This window comes from Streptomyces sp. NPDC051051, assembly GCF_040682975.1.
Classification (GTDB): domain Bacteria; phylum Actinomycetota; class Actinomycetes; order Streptomycetales; family Streptomycetaceae; genus Streptomyces.
In genome coordinates this window covers 1-13,894 of record NZ_JBFBCB010000096.1, presented here as the reverse complement: position 1 = coordinate 13,894, position 13,894 = coordinate 1, and the positions used below count along the sequence as shown (strand labels likewise).

Here is a 13,894-nt window from a genome sequence, read left to right as displayed (position 1 = left end):
GTGTTCACCGGCCGCTTCGCCTCCGGTGCCCTCGCCTCCTTCGAGGCGACCCGCTACGCCACCGGCCGCAAGAACGCCCTGCGTCCGGACGAAAGACCCCGGGGAGCCCTGACCGCTACAGGTGCAGCAGCCGGTCCGTCAGTTCCCGGTAGTCCCGCAGGGCCAGCCGGAGCTGCTCGGTGTCCGCGGTCTCGGCGGGTGCGCCCTTCCTGCCGTCCGCGAGCTGCCAGGAGCCGCGCAGGGTGCGGCGGCGGCTGTTCACGGCGTCGGTGAAGCGGGCGGCGAGTTCCTCTAGGACGTGGTCGGCCTCCTCGACCGCGTCCCGGGGCCGGTCCACGAACCCGGCGACCGCGTGCCGCATCCGCTCGGAGAGCTTGTCGCACTCGTCGTGCGGGAGCAGCGGGGCGCCGTCGGCGTCGTGGACGCCATGGGCGGCGCCGGCGCCCCGGGGGGTGTCGTGGGTGCCGTGAGGGTCGCCGGTGCCCCGGGAGGTGCCGAAGCCGCCGCTGTCCTCGACGGCCCCGGCCGGAACGCCGCCGGACGCGGCGGCACGCGGGTCCCGGTCACCGGTGACCGGGTCCACGGACGGGTCGGCGGAGGGGTTGGCGGACGGGTCGGCGGGCTCGGCCGCCGGGCTCTGCGCCCCCAGCCTCCGCCCCAGCCCCTGCCCCTGAGCCCGTCCCTGTTCCGGTCCCGGCTCCTGGCCGTGTCCCCGGCTCTCCCCCAGCGGTACGACTCGAGGCTGTTCCTGCTCCTGTGCCGCGCGGCGGTACTCGCCGCCGGAAGTCACGTCGGCCATGCCTGTTCACCCCTCCTTGGTCTGGTGCCGGTGGAAGCCCGGCAGGTGGAACCCGGAGCCGCCGTCGTGGCGCGCGGCCGGACGGTCCTGTGCGGGCCGGGTCGTCAGTGCCCGGCGGCTGCCCTCCTCCACCAGGTCGTCGAAGAGGTCGCGGGCCTCGACCATGGCGGCCCGCAGGTCCTCGGTGCCGGGGGCCTCGCCGCCCCGTGCGCCGCCGTCCTGGTGGAAGCGGGTGACGTGGTGCACGTGCCGGTAGCCCTGCACGTGGTCGGCGTGGTGCACGGCGAGCGCGGCGACCTGCTCGTCGTACTGCCCGCCGTCCGGGTAGCCGCGGGCGCCGGCGACCTCGGACAGGATCCGGTCCGCCTCGGCGACCGCCTCGCGCGGGGAGTCGACGAAGCGCTCCTGCGCCGCGGCCCAGCGGGCTTCGAACCGCTCGCGCTCGGCGGGCTCCAACGGCCTCTCCTTCAGCCCGCCGTGCCGCTCCACCAGACCGCCGAGTTCCCGCTCGGCCGCCTTGACGTCCCCGCCGTGCCGGGCCACGGCCCGGTCGTACTCGGGCCCGAAGCGGCGCTTCAGGCCCCGTCCTCCATGTGACGACCCTCGGGCCCGTACGGCCAGGACGGCCGCGACGGCGAGAACGGCCGCCACGATCACGATCAGAGCGATGATCACGCCTGTGGACATGGTTGCCTTCCGGTGTTTCGGCCCCTCGGGCCGGCTCACAGTCCTGGTTGCCCGGACCGGGGCGGACAAACGGCGTCCGTGTCGTGCCGGGCGCGCCGGACGGCCGGGAGAGGCGGGGGACCCGCGTCGCCCCGGCCGCGCATATCCGGTTGCGCGCCCGGCGGGGGAGCTGCCGAGAATGACCGGCATGACCTCCTGGACCGTCGCCCCGGAACCCGCGGACTCCCCCGTCGCCGCCGCGCTGTGGCGGGAGTACTACACCGAGGTCAGCGACCGCTGGTACCTGCTGCACGAGGGCCGGCGGACCGATCCGGACGAGCTGGAGCGGGAGATCGCCGCCCGCACCGGGGCCGGTCTGGAGCCGCCGGGCGGACGGTTGCTCGTCGCCCGGTACGGCGGCGAGCCGGCCGGGAGCGCGGGCGTACGGCTGCTGGACGCGGCGACGGCGGAGCTGACGCGGGTGTTCGTGCGGCCGGGGGCGCGGGGCAGGGGCGGCGGGCCGCTGCTCGTCGGGGCCGCCGAGGAGGCCGCCCGCGCGCTCGGCGCCGGGCGGATGGTCCTCGACACCCGCGGCGACCTCGTCGAGGCCCGCGCCCTGTACGCCCGGTGCGGCTACCGGGAGGGCGCTCCGCACAACGACGACCCCCACGCCGAGCACTGGTTCGCCAAGGACCTGACCGGCGGGAGCGTCGGCGGCGGCGCGGGCACCGGCGGCGCCGGGCGCCTCAGCTGAACCGGGTCACCGGGCTTTCTCCGTGCGGCTGTTCGCGGTCGGAGCCGCACAGTTCGTCGTTCAGCTCCTTCACCAGCTGCGTCAGGTCGGTGGGGCGGTCCGGGCCCCACCAGTCGCCGAGCAGTTCGGCCAGCGACTCCTCGCGGGCCCGCGAGAGACGTTCGGCGGCCTCGCGGCCCTCGTCGGTCGGCACCAGGTCGAGACCCTCGCGCACGGCGAGCTGGCGTTCCTCTATCTGCCGGACGGCCTCCAGGACCACGGACAGCGGGACGGGGCCGCGCTCGGCGAGCCGGCTCGGCTCGACGCTGCCCTGGCGCTTCATCCGCAGCAGCATCCAGCTCGCGGCGGGCAGCAGGTCGTAGCCGGCCCGTTCGGTGATCGTCCGGTAGATCTCGCGGCGGCCCTCGCGGGTGCCGAGGACGGACAGGGCCCGGCAGACCTCGTCGTGCGAGGAGCGCTCGACCGGGTTGCTGGCCAGTGTCTCCGTGACGTCCGGCGCGGTGACCGAGGCGCGCAGCGGGTCCTCCTTGAGGAACCAGGCGAGGAGGAAGCCGAGGACGGCGACCGGGGCGGCGTACAGGAAGACGTCCGTGATGGACGAGGCGTAGGCGTGCAGGACCGGTGGGCGCAGTGCGGCCGGCAGGTCGCCGATGACGCGCGGGTCGGCCTCCAGCGCGTCGAGGGACACGCCGGGCGGGAGGTCGACGCCGCGGAAGGCGTCCGCGAGTTTGTCGCCGAGGCGGTGGGTGAAGACCGTGCCGAAGAGGGCGACGCCGAAGGAGGCCCCGATGGAGCGGAAGAAGGTCGCGCCGGAGGTGGCCACGCCGAGGTCCTCGTAGGAGACGGCGTTCTGCACGATGAGGACCAGGACCTGCATCACCAGGCCGAGCCCCAGGCCGAAGACGAAGAAGAAGGCGCTCATCTCGGCCGTGGAGCTGTGCTCGTCGAGCCGGTGCAGCAGGAGCAGGCCGACGGTCGTCACGGCGGTTCCGGTGACCGGGAACACCTTCCAGCGGCCGGTGCGGCTGACGATCTGCCCCGACGCCGTCGACGCCAGCAGCAGACCGGCCACCATCGGCAGCATGTGCACGCCGGACAGGGTGGGCGAGACGCCCTGGACGACCTGGAGGAAGGTCGGCAGATAGGTCATCGCGCCGAACATCGCGAAGCCGACGATGAAGCTGATCACCGCGGACAGCGTGAAGGTGCGGATGCGGAACAGTCTGAGCGGCAGGACGGGTTCGGCGGCCCTGCGTTCCACGGCCACGAACGCGACGGCCAGGACCACGCCCAGCACCGCGAGTCCGACGATCTGCGGCGAGCCCCAGGCCCAGGTGGTGCCGCCCAGGGAGGCCACCAGCACCAGGGAGGTGGCGACCGAGGCGATGAGGAAGGTGCCGAGGTAGTCGATGACGTGCTTCGTCGACCTGCGCGGGATGTGCAGGACGGCCGCGATGACGCCGAGCGCGACGACACCGAGCGGGAGGTTGACGTAGAAGACCCAGCGCCAGCTCAGATGCTCGGTGAAGAGGCCGCCCAGGAGGGGGCCGAGGACGCTGGTCGTGCCGAAGACTGCGCCGAACAGGCCCTGGTAGCGGCCGCGTTCACGCGGCGGGACGATGTCGCCGACGATCGCCATGGACAGCACCATCAGCCCGCCGCCGCCCAGGCCCTGAAGCGCGCGGAAGCCGATGAGCTGCGGCATGTTCTGCGCCATCCCGCACAGCGCCGAGCCGATCAGGAAGATCACGATGGCGATCTGGAACAGCGTCTTGCGCCCGTACTGGTCGCCCAGCTTGCCCCACAGCGGGGTCGCGGCGGTCGATGCCAGCAGATAGGCCGTGACCACCCAGGAGAGGTGGTTCAGGCCGCCCAGGTCGCTGACGATCGTGGGCAGCGCCGTCGACACGATCGTCTGGTCGAGGGCGGCGAGCAGCATGCCGAGCAGCAGCGCGCCGATCGACACGAGGACGTTCCCGGGCACGTGCTCCTGGCGGGGATCCCCCGTCAGGGCCTGCGCGTCCAAGGCCATGGATGCCTCCTGCAACTCGCGTGGACCTTTCCATCGTGATCGGTGTGTCCCGTTATGGCCTGTCGAGTCCTGCCGGAACCTTCCGTTCCGGGGGTGGCGGGCAACCGGTTGTGTGGAGGATCTGCATAATCCTTGGAGTTTGGATGGGGAGGGGCGAACGGGTGAACGATCCGACGGACGGGCAGGGGCGACCGGGAGAACCGGTGCACCCGCAGGGGCACGGGCACCCGTGTCCGCGGTGCGGTGCGCTCCGGGCGGCGGACAACACCCCGTCCTGCGCCTGCGCCCGGCAGGCCTCCGACGCCCTGCGCGACACCCGCGAGGCGGAAGCGGCGGCGGCGGAGGACTTCGATCCCCTGCGGATACGGCCGTACGTGGAACTCGGACAGGGAACCGGGTCCGGAGCCGGGTCCGACGCCGGCCCGGGGGGCGGCCCGGGGGACGGGGAGGCGGCGGCCGGTGACGCGACGATGCCGTTGCCGACGGCCGCCGTGTCCGACGCGACCATGCCCCTGCGGGCCGTCCCCCCGTCCGCCACGGCTCCGGTGCCGACACCGCTCGCGCCGCCCGGCTCCGCGCCCAGCGACACCGACCTGAGCCTGTTCGAGGCGGGCGGGGAAGCCGGGGGCGGCCCGTACGACGACGGGGCCCCGCGCGGACGCCGGCGCCGTACGCTGCTGATCGCGTCCACCGGTGCCGCCGTCGCCGTGATCGCCGCGGCCGGGTTCGCGAGCGGGATGTTCTCCTACGAGCCGCCGGCCCGGAACCAGGCCGCCCCCGAGGGGGTCCGGGCGGCCGTCCCCGACACCTCGACCAGCGCACCCCCGGCGTCGCCGTCCGCGAGCCGCTCCGCGTCCCCCTCGGCGTCGAGCGCCTCGCCGTCGCCCTCCGAGAGCGCGAGCGCGTCACCTTCCGCGACGGAGTCGAGCGCCTCCCCGTCGCCCTCCCGCACCACCGAGCCGAGCCCGAGCCCGTCGGCCAGCCAGGCCACGCCGTCCCTGGCCCCGGGGAACGGGGCCGACGGCGACGGCGACGAAGCGACCGTCCTGCGCCGCGGGGACCGGGGGCCCGAGGTGACCGAACTCCAGTTGCGGCTGGGGCAGGTGTACCTCTACAACGACGAGGCGAACGGGGTGTTCAGCGGCCGGGTCGAGGACGCCCTGCGCAACTATCAGTGGTCGCGGGGCATCCAGGGTGACGAACTGGGCACGTACGGGGCGACGACCCGGGCACGGCTGGAGTCGGAGACGAAGGAGCCCTGAGGGCCTGCCCGACGGCGGGCTGCCCGGCAGGGCCGCGCGGCCTCCGGCGCCGGTGCCGGTGCCGGCTTCAGCGGGGGCGTCGGTGCCGGTGCGGGCGCCCGTACGAGCGCCGGTACAGGTGTCGGTACGGGTGCCGCCGGAGCCGCGACCGCCAGGGCTCCGCGCCGGCCCGTGAGGGGCACCGCCCCCGGTCTCCACGGAGCGCGCTCCTCCGCACGGGGCGAGTCGCCCCGTGGGTCCGCCCGCCTCACCCCAGGTGGATCCGCACCTCGGTCCCGGCCGTTTCCACCCGCACGCCCGTCAGGTCCTCCACCACCGCGTCCGGCCGGTGGGCGACCGCCCGCGGCCCGACCCCCACCACCCGCATGCCCGCGGCGCGCCCCGCCGCGATCCCCGCCCCGGAGTCCTCGAACACCACGCACTCCGCCGGGTCCACGCCCAGCTCGGCCGCGCCCTTCAGGAAGCCCTCGGGGTCCGGCTTGCTCGCGCCGACCGATTCCGCGGTGACGCGGATCTCCGGGAGGGGCAGGCCCGCCGCGGCCATGCGGGCCGTCGACAGGGGGGCGTCCGCCGAGGTGACCAGGGCGTGCGGGACCCCGCGCAGGGAGGCGAGGAAGCCGGGAGCGCCGGGGACGGGGACGACGCCGTCCAGGTCGGCGGTCTCCTCCGCGAGCATCCGGGTGTTGTCGGCGAGGTTCTGCTCCATGGGGCGGTGGGGCAGCAGGACGGCCATCGACGCGTACCCCTGGCGGCCGTGGACGACCTTCATGACCTCGTCGCCGTCCAGCCCGTGCCGCTCGGCCCAGCGCCGCCAGACGCGTTCCACGACGGCGTCGGAGTTCACGAGGGTGCCGTCCATGTCGAGGAGGAGGGCACGGGCGGTCAGGACGGTGGTGGACACGGCGGCCGGCATCGGCGACTCCCAGTGCGGACGGGCACGTGCGCGGGCACGCGGAGAACAAGGCGGCCCCGCCCGCCGGTCAGGGAGAACGGACGGGAGCCACTTTGTTTCCCCACGGTACAAAACAGTCGGGCCGTTGCGCCAGCCGCCCCGGGAAGGTTCACCGTCCGTTCAGCTCCGCGCGGGGCTCAGCCGGTGGCCGCCTCCCACAGGCTCCACACGCCGAGGCCCAGCATCAGCGCCGCCGCGATCCGGGTGATCAGCCTCAGCGGCACCCGCTTCATCAGGGCCTTTCCGCCGACGATGCCGAGTCCGGCCACCGACCACAGCGCCAGCACCGCGCCGAGACCCACGGAGAGCGGGTCGTCGTAGCGGGCTGCGAGGTTGGCCGTCATGATCTGCGTCAGGTCGCCGAACTCGGCGACGAGGATGAGCATGAAGCCGGCCCCCGAGACCTTCCAGAAGGACTGGTTCTCGGGCTTGCGGATCTCCTCGTCGTCCTCGTGCTTGTTCCTCAGCAGCACGGCCGCGCCGCCCAGGAACAGCACGCCGGTGAGCACGTGCAGGATCTGCTGCGGCAGCAGGGTCAGCACGCTGCCGGCCGCGACGGCGAGCGTGACGTGCAGCGCGAAGGCCGCGGCGACACCGGCGAAGACGTACGAGGCGCGGTAGCGGGTGCCGAGGACGAGGCCGGCGAGGGCGGTCTTGTCCGGCAGTTCGGCGAGGAAGACGACGCCGAAGACGAGCGCCGTCACGGTCAGGCTGATCAAGGGTCCTCAATCGGTCGGGGGCTGCCCCGCCGAGAGTGCTGCTTCCTTCGCGCAGGACGCCTCGGCACGGCAGCACACGTCTGATCCGTGCCGTACGGCACGGAGGTGCACTGCTTGCCGAAGGTCTCGCTGGCCGACCGCGGAACGGTCTGCCTCCGGGCGCCGGCTCAGACGAGCTGAGCAGTATGTCGACGGTCCGGCGAAGAGCTACTCCCCTTCTGCGCCGTCCATGCTACGCGACCCTCGCGCCGACCCCCAGGGCCCGGCCGCCGGACGAAAGTCCCGCCACGCCCCTTGTCGTGTCATGTTCACGTCACTAACTTCTTACCGCGCGCACACCTCCCCGCAACGCGGCCCCGCGAGCATTCCCTCGCTCGCACCGCAACACCCCCACCCCTCAAGGGAGTTCGCATGTCACGCATGTCGAAGGTCTACGCGCGTCGACGGGTCAGCATACTCGCGGCGCTCTCCGGACTGACAGCCTCCGTCGCCCTGTTCAACTCCCCGAGCGCCTCCGCCGCCCTCCCCACCCCGGTCAGCGCCGCCACCGCCCGCACCTACCTCGCCTCGCTCACCGTGGCGGCCGAGGACCGCACCGGCTACGACCGCGACCTGTTCCCGCACTGGATCACCCAGTCCGGCACCTGCAACACCCGCGAGGTCGTCCTCAAGCGCGACGGCACCAACGTCGTCCAGGACTCCGCCTGCGCCGCCACCAGCGGCAGCTGGTACTCCGTGTACGACGGCGCCACCTGGACCGCCGCCTCCGACCTCGACATCGACCACCTGGTGCCGCTCGCCGAGGCCTGGGACTCCGGCGCCGACGGCTGGACCACCGCCCGCCGACAGGCCTTCGCCAACGACCTCACCCGCCCGCAGCTCATCGCGGTCACCGACAACGTCAACCAGGCCAAGGGCGACCAGGACCCCGCCACCTGGATGCCCTCGCGCACGGCCTACCGCTGCACGTACGTCCGCGCCTGGGTCCAGGTGAAGTACTACTACGGCCTCTCCGTGGACTCCGCCGAGAAGAGCGCCCTCACCAGCTACCTCGCGAGCTGCTGATCCGGAAATTCGTGCGGAAATCTCCCCGTCCGCCTCCGTCGTTCCGTACCGTACGGGACGACGGAGGAGGCGATCACGTGGCCGAACTGCGGCTGGGACCCCTGCTGAGATACGCCGACGGTTCGTCCGCGACGGTCTGGATCGAGGCGAGCCGTCCGTGCTCCGCCGAGGTGCGGTGCGCGGACGGCTCCGGCGGCACGGCCCGCACCTTCCAGGTGGCGGGCCACCACTACGCCCTGATCCCGGTCACCGGCCTCACGCCGGGCACGGTCACGCCGTACGAGGTGTCCCTCGACGGCACGCGCGTGTGGCCGCTCCCCGACTCGCGCTTCCCGCCCTCGGCCATCCGCACCCCGGCCGGCGACGCGGACGTGACGGTGGCCTTCGGGTCCTGCCGGTGGGCGTCGCCCCCGGCCGACGAGCACGACCCGGTGGGGCCCGACGCCCTGGACAGCCTGGCCGAGCGGATCGCCGCCGACCCGGAGGGCGAGCGGCCCGACGTCCTGCTGCTGCTCGGCGACCAGGTGTACGCCGACGAGACCTCGGACGCCACCAGGAAGCGCATCGCGACCCGCCGCGACCCGGACGAACCGCCGGGCGGTCAGGTCGCCGACTACGAGGAGTACACCTGGCTGTACGACGAGTCCTGGCGCGACCCCGAGGTCCGCTGGCTGCTGTCCACCGTGCCCAGCTGCATGATCTTCGACGACCACGACGTCATCGACGACTGGAACACCTCCGCCGCGTGGCTGGCCGACATGCGGGCCACCGACTGGTGGCGCGAGCGGATCCTGAGCGGCCTGATGTCGTACTGGGTGTACCAGCACCTCGGGAACCTCTCCCCCGCCGCCCTGGCCGCCGACCCGCTCTACGCGGCCGTGCGGGACGCCTCCGACGCCACCGGCCTCGTGCGCGACTTCGCCCGCCGGGCCGACGGCGAACCCGCCTCGGTGCGCTGGAGCTACCGGCGCGACTTCGGGCGGGTGCGGCTGCTGATGGTGGACTCGCGGGCCGCCCGGGTCCTGGAGGAGGACGAGCGCTCGATGCTCGACCCGGGCGAGGCCGCCTGGGTGCGCGAACAGGCCCTGGACGCGCCGGGGTCGTACGACCATCTCCTGGTCGGCACCTCGCTGCCCTGGCTGCTGCCGCACCTGGTGCACGACGCGGAGGCGTGGAACGCGGCCCTGTGCCGGGGTGAACGCGGGCCGCGCTGGGCGCGGTTCGGGGAGAAGGTGCGGCGCGCGGCGGACCTGGAGCACTGGGCGGCGTTCCCGGAGTCCTTCGCCACCCTGACCGCGCTGCTGGCCGAGGTGGGGACGGGACCGCAGGCACCGGCGAGCGTGCTCGTGCTGTCCGGGGACGTGCACCACGCCTACGTGGCCGAGACCCGCTGGCCCGGCGACGCGCCCGACGCGCGGGTGCTGCAACTCACCTGCTCCCCCGTCCACAACTCCATCCCCCGGTCGATGAGGGTGGGCTTCCGTTTCGGCTGGAGCGCCCTCGCCCGCGCCCTGGGGCGCCGTTTCCGGCGGCACGGGCGCTCGCCGCGGCCGCCCGTGGACTGGCGCAGGACCGGCGGCCCCTGGTTCGGCAACCAGCTGATGACGCTGACGCTGCGCGGACGCTCGGCCCGGCTGCGGCTGGAACAGGCCCGCGAGGGCGACGGGCTCGCCCTCGTGACGGAGTCCGAACTGACCTCCCGGTAGGGGGTGTCCGACCGCCGTCCTGCCGGTGGCGCCGGAAACGGCACCACCGGCAGGATCCAAGCCATGGCCAAATGTTGAACTTGCAAGCATTACTGAGATCCGCCTAGCGTGGGTCGCTCGTTCGGTACCGCCGTCCCCACGCGGCCTGCCCACCCCACGGCATGCCGCACGTCCGACACCGAAGGAGTACCCCCCACATGTCCGCTCGTCTCGACAGCGCACAGCCGTACGCGATCGGCCTGTTCCGCATCGTCGTCGGTCTGCTCTTCGCCTGCCACGGCGCCGCCTCGCTCTTCGGCGTCCTCGGCGGAGCGGCCGGCAGCGACGGCGGCACGATCGACGCCGGCACCTGGCCCGGCTGGTACGCGGCCGTGATCCAGCTGGTCTGCGGCAGCCTGGTGCTGCTCGGCCTCGGCACCCGGGCCGCCGCCTTCCTCGCCTCGGGCTCGATGGCGTACGCGTACTTCGACGTCCACCAGTCGGCGGCGCTGTGGCCGATAGAGAACGGCGGCGAGGCCTCCGCCATGTTCTCCTGGGCCTTCCTGCTCCTGGTGTTCACCGGCTCCGGCGCGCTCGGCGTGGACCGGCTGTTCGCCCGGCGTACGGCGTCGGACCGGGAGCCGGCCACCGAGCAGGCCACCGCCGCCGCCTGACCTCGCGCGCCCCCGGCGCCCGGGCGCGCCCTCCGCGGTCGTGGAGAGCGCGCCCGAGGTGCGGACGGACCGCACTCGTGTGAACACTCCGTGGTGAACACACGAGCCCCCCGTGAAGCTCCTGTCACACCTCGGGCGTACGCTGTATGGCTGTCATTGGCCGCACCTGCCGCTCCCCCGCGACACAGCGGCACGGTTCGGCCGCACGGGGGAGACGACGGGGAGTTTCGCGGTGTTCGAGAGTGTGGGGGCGTTGATCGGCGCCCCATGGATCTACGCGTTGGTGGCCCTGTCGGTCCTCCTTGACGTGTTCCTGCCGGTGTTGCCGAGCGGCGTGCTCGTCATCACCGCGGCGACGGCCGCGGCCGCGGGATCGGGGGCGGCGACCGGACGGCTGCCGCACGAGGTGCCCGACATCCTCGCGCTGATCCTCTCCGCGGCGACCGCCTCCGTCCTCGGCGATCTGGCCGCCTACCGCCTCGCCCGGCGCGGCGGGGCGCGGCTGGACCGCGCGATCTCCCGTTCCCGGCGGCTGACCACCGCGCAGGAACGTCTCGGCCGGGCCCTCGCCGAAGGCGGCGGCGCGCTCGTCGTCCTGGCCAGGTTCGCACCGGCCGGCCGGTCCGTAGTCTCGCTCATCGCGGGCGCCGCGCAGCGCCGCGTCCGCGACTTCCTGCCCTGGTCCGCCCTGGCCGGCCTCTCCTGGGCCGCGTACAGCGTCGCCCTCGGCTACTTCGGTGCGCACTGGCTCGGGGCGACCTGGCTGGCGGTGGGGGTGTCCTTCCTGGCCCTGTTCGCCGCGGGCTCGGGAGCGGTGTACCTGATGCGCCGGCCGCCGGCGTAGCCGCCGGGGCACGGGAACCACCCGGCGGGACAGGCCGGGCCGCACGGCAGCCGCCCGGCCCGGCCGCAGGGCCGCCGTGGACCCGGCGCAGCCGGCCCTCGAGATCAGCCCCCGCCCGGCGCGGCCGTGTGTGGTGCGGCTCCGCGTACCTCCAGTCCGGCCAGCAGTTGCGCCGTGGCTTCGGCCACGGCCTCCACCGCCCGCTCGAACACCTCCCGGTTGTGCGCGGCCGGCGCCCGGAAGCCGGACACCTTCCGCACGTACTGGAGGGCGGCGGCCCGGATCTCGTCCTCCGTGGCCTCCTCGGGCAGCGCGGGCGGACGAAGCGTCTTGATACTCCGGCACATGCCCCCAGTCTCACCCCACCCGGCCCGGTCCGTCGCCCTTTTCCCCTTTCCCCTTCCCCCCGCCGTCCGGGCCCTGCCATGATCACCTCCGAGGCGGCCACCGGATCCGGGGCCGACCGACGAGAGGAACAGCGGCACCATGACGAACAAGCTCACTCTGGCGATCCTCGGCCCCGGCGGCGTCGGCGGTCTCCTCGCCGGGCTCCTGTCGCGCGCCGGCCACCGCGTGATCTGCCTGTCCGGCGAGGACACGGCCACCCGGCTGCGCACCCACGGCGTGCACGTGCGCAGCGCGCGGTTCGGCGACTTCACCGCACCCGTCGTGGCGGACACCGAACTCGGCGCCCCCGTCGACGCCGTCCTGATCACCGTCAAGCACACCGCCCTCGACGCGGCGCTGGCCCGCGTCCCGGCCGCAGCCGTCGGCGACGCCCTTCTCGTGCCGTTCCTGAACGGCGTCGAGCACCCGGCGCTCCTGCGCGCCCGCTACGGTCCGGAGTCCGTCGCCCCGGCCGTCGTCCGCGTCGAGTCCACGCGCGTCGCCGCGGGCGTGATCGAGCACGCCAGTCCCTTCGCGGAGATCGACCTCGTCGGCGACCGGGTCCCCCGCCCGCGCCTCGACGGCCTCGCGCGGGCGCTGACGGAGGCCGGCCCGACGACCCGGGTCCTGCCGGACGAGTCGGCCGCGCTGTGGGCGAAGATGGCCTTCCTCGCCCCCTTCGCCCTTCTCACGACCCGTCACGCGCTGCCCCTCGGCGAGGTCAGGACACGCCATCGCGAGGACCTGACCTCCCTGGTCGCGGAGACGGCCGCGGTGAGCCGCGCCTGCGGCGCCCCCGCCGACCCGGCGGCGGCACTCGCCCGCTACGACGCCTTCCCGCCGGCCACCAGGTCGTCCATGCAGCGCGACGCGGAGGCCGGCCGCCCGCTGGAACTGGACGCGATCGGCGGGGCGTTGCTCCGTGCGGCCGAACGGCACGGGGTGCCGGTGCCGGTGGCGGCCCGTCTGGTGCGGGAGTTGCGGGAAGCGGGCTACTGACCGAGGTCGACGCACCAGTCGTTGGACGTCGTCCAGTGCCCCTTGGGGTACTCGAAGCCGAACCGGCCGAGCAGGGTGAACCCCGCTCTGCGGCACACCCCGTTGGAGGCGGGGTGGTCCACGGCCGGGAAGGCGTGCAGGGTCCGGGGTCCACCGGTGTCCCGCGCGCCCTGGCGGACGACCTCGACGACCGCGCGGGCCGCCCGCGCGGCCAGTCCCCGCCCCTGGAACTCGGGCAGCATCCCCCACCCCGTCTCCCAGACCGGCTCCCCCTGCCAGGGCCGCTCCCAGTAGCCGATCGACCCGACGGTCTCGCCGCTCCCGGCCAGCACGACCCGGTACATCCGTCCCGAGTCCAGCTCCAGGTACCTCCGGTGACGGTCGGTCAGCTGTGCCGCCGACTCGGGGCCGCCCAGGTGATCCGTCATCTCCGGGCTGTTGTTCCGCTCCAGCAGCCAGAGGTCGGCCTCCGCCCAAGGCACCAACCGCACTTGCCGCACACCGGTGACGTCCATGCCGCCACCGTAGGGCAGGGGTCCGACAGCGCCTCTTCGTTCATTCGAACGAATGAACCCCCCCTGAGAAACTCGCGACTCAAAATCGAACAGGCGTACCATTGCCGTGTGGCTACGACCTATGACTTTCCCAGCGACCTGCGCGCCGGTCAGGAGGAGCTGCATCAGGTCCGGACCGAGCTGTCGGCCCTGCTGAAGCGGCTGCCCTGGTCGGTCGAGCCGCTGGACGGCTTCAGTGACGACGGCGGCTGGCGCAAGGTGGAGCGCCCCGCCTCCCCCGGCTGGACGGCCGACGAGCAGGCCGAGGTGGAGAAGCTCCGCCGGCGCGAGCACGAGCTGGCCGTGTTCGTGTCCGGCCACCGCTTCTGGGCGGAGGTGGCCGCCGCCGACCGCGTGGAGGCCCGTATGCGCCTCAAGCGCGCCCACGAGGCGCCGCCCGACGAGGAGGCCTAGGGCGTGTTTCGAAAGTAGCGTCGTCTGCCCGAAGGGCAGGCCCGGCGGCGTCTGGTGCGTGCGATCGCAAGGCGGAGGGTCGCCCCGA

The 13,894-nt window shown here is 73.9% G+C and carries 15 protein-coding genes; 8 read left to right on the top strand and 7 right to left on the bottom strand.

The genetic code is table 11. The features are described from left to right. Nucleotides 1-115 precede the first annotated feature (115 nt). Both AB0N31_RS35490 and AB0N31_RS35485 read right to left on the bottom strand, forming a co-directional pair. Nucleotides 116-799: a hypothetical protein gene (locus AB0N31_RS35490; RefSeq protein WP_366062652.1), complete on the bottom strand. Its 684-nt coding sequence runs from the start codon at nucleotides 797-799 to the stop codon at nucleotides 116-118. A gap of 6 nt (nucleotides 800-805) precedes the next feature. Next, the gene (locus AB0N31_RS35485) at nucleotides 806-1,486 is read right to left on the bottom strand and encodes a hypothetical protein (protein ID WP_366062651.1); all 681 of its coding nucleotides are present in this window, start codon (nucleotides 1,484-1,486) and stop codon (nucleotides 806-808) included. Between the two features lie 178 nt (nucleotides 1,487-1,664). Between AB0N31_RS35485 and AB0N31_RS35480 the strand changes: the two genes are divergently transcribed. After that, entirely contained in the window at nucleotides 1,665-2,219 is a 555-nt protein-coding gene (locus tag AB0N31_RS35480; protein ID WP_366062650.1) for a GNAT family N-acetyltransferase, read from the top strand. Here the strand turns inward: AB0N31_RS35480 and AB0N31_RS35475 are convergent. Then, on the bottom strand, nucleotides 2,212-4,251 hold the full coding sequence (locus tag AB0N31_RS35475; protein ID WP_366062649.1) for an MFS transporter: 2,040 nt from the start codon (nucleotides 4,249-4,251) through the stop codon (nucleotides 2,212-2,214). The genes AB0N31_RS35480 and AB0N31_RS35475 overlap by 8 nt on opposite strands. A gap of 161 nt (nucleotides 4,252-4,412) precedes the next feature. Here AB0N31_RS35475 and AB0N31_RS35470 point away from each other — a divergent pair, with 161 nt between their 5' ends. Next, the gene (locus AB0N31_RS35470) at nucleotides 4,413-5,513 is read left to right on the top strand and encodes a peptidoglycan-binding domain-containing protein (protein ID WP_366062648.1); all 1,101 of its coding nucleotides are present in this window, start codon (nucleotides 4,413-4,415) and stop codon (nucleotides 5,511-5,513) included. Between the two features lie 247 nt (nucleotides 5,514-5,760). Here AB0N31_RS35470 and AB0N31_RS35465 read toward each other — a convergent pair whose 3' ends face one another. Further along, nucleotides 5,761-6,426 carry an HAD-IA family hydrolase gene (locus AB0N31_RS35465; protein ID WP_366062647.1) on the bottom strand — a complete coding sequence of 222 codons (666 nt, stop codon included), beginning with the start codon at nucleotides 6,424-6,426 and terminating at the stop codon, nucleotides 5,761-5,763. A 176-nt stretch (nucleotides 6,427-6,602) separates the two neighbouring features. Further along, complete coding sequence (locus AB0N31_RS35460) at nucleotides 6,603-7,184, bottom strand: TMEM165/GDT1 family protein (RefSeq protein ID WP_366062645.1); 582 nt, start codon at nucleotides 7,182-7,184, stop codon at nucleotides 6,603-6,605. 420 nt (nucleotides 7,185-7,604) lie between these two features. Between AB0N31_RS35460 and AB0N31_RS35455 the strand changes: the two genes are divergently transcribed. The 4 genes from AB0N31_RS35455 to AB0N31_RS35440 all read left to right on the top strand — a co-directional run bounded on the left by AB0N31_RS35455 (nucleotide 7,605) and on the right by AB0N31_RS35440 (nucleotide 11,452). Next, a complete protein-coding gene (locus AB0N31_RS35455; protein ID WP_366062653.1) occupies nucleotides 7,605-8,249 on the top strand; it encodes an HNH endonuclease family protein in 645 nt (214 codons plus the stop codon). Nucleotides 8,250-8,326: 77 nt separating this feature from the next. Continuing rightward, nucleotides 8,327-9,955, top strand: a complete 1,629-nt coding sequence (locus tag AB0N31_RS35450; RefSeq protein WP_366062644.1) for an alkaline phosphatase D family protein — start codon at nucleotides 8,327-8,329, stop codon at nucleotides 9,953-9,955. A 197-nt stretch (nucleotides 9,956-10,152) separates the two neighbouring features. Beyond that, nucleotides 10,153-10,608: a DoxX family protein gene (locus AB0N31_RS35445; protein WP_366062643.1), complete on the top strand. Its 456-nt coding sequence runs from the start codon at nucleotides 10,153-10,155 to the stop codon at nucleotides 10,606-10,608. Nucleotides 10,609-10,840: 232 nt separating this feature from the next. Continuing rightward, a complete protein-coding gene (locus AB0N31_RS35440) occupies nucleotides 10,841-11,452 on the top strand; it encodes a VTT domain-containing protein (RefSeq protein WP_366062642.1) in 612 nt (203 codons plus the stop codon). Between the two features lie 104 nt (nucleotides 11,453-11,556). Here AB0N31_RS35440 and AB0N31_RS35435 read toward each other — a convergent pair whose 3' ends face one another. Beyond that, nucleotides 11,557-11,799, bottom strand: coding sequence for a DUF2277 domain-containing protein (locus AB0N31_RS35435; protein WP_366062641.1), 243 nt, complete (start codon nucleotides 11,797-11,799; stop codon nucleotides 11,557-11,559). A 139-nt stretch (nucleotides 11,800-11,938) separates the two neighbouring features. On the opposite strand from AB0N31_RS35435, the gene AB0N31_RS35430 reads away from it, so the two are divergent. Next, nucleotides 11,939-12,838 carry a 2-dehydropantoate 2-reductase gene (locus AB0N31_RS35430; protein WP_366062640.1) on the top strand — a complete coding sequence of 300 codons (900 nt, stop codon included), beginning with the start codon at nucleotides 11,939-11,941 and terminating at the stop codon, nucleotides 12,836-12,838. On the opposite strand, the gene AB0N31_RS35425 is transcribed toward AB0N31_RS35430, so the two are convergent. After that, a complete protein-coding gene (locus AB0N31_RS35425; RefSeq protein WP_366062639.1) occupies nucleotides 12,832-13,353 on the bottom strand; it encodes a GNAT family protein in 522 nt (173 codons plus the stop codon). The genes AB0N31_RS35430 and AB0N31_RS35425 overlap by 7 nt on opposite strands. Nucleotides 13,354-13,461: 108 nt before the next feature. Here AB0N31_RS35425 and AB0N31_RS35420 point away from each other — a divergent pair, with 108 nt between their 5' ends. After that, on the top strand, nucleotides 13,462-13,806 hold the full coding sequence (locus AB0N31_RS35420; RefSeq protein WP_366062638.1) for a hypothetical protein: 345 nt from the start codon (nucleotides 13,462-13,464) through the stop codon (nucleotides 13,804-13,806). Nucleotides 13,807-13,894 lie beyond the last annotated feature (88 nt).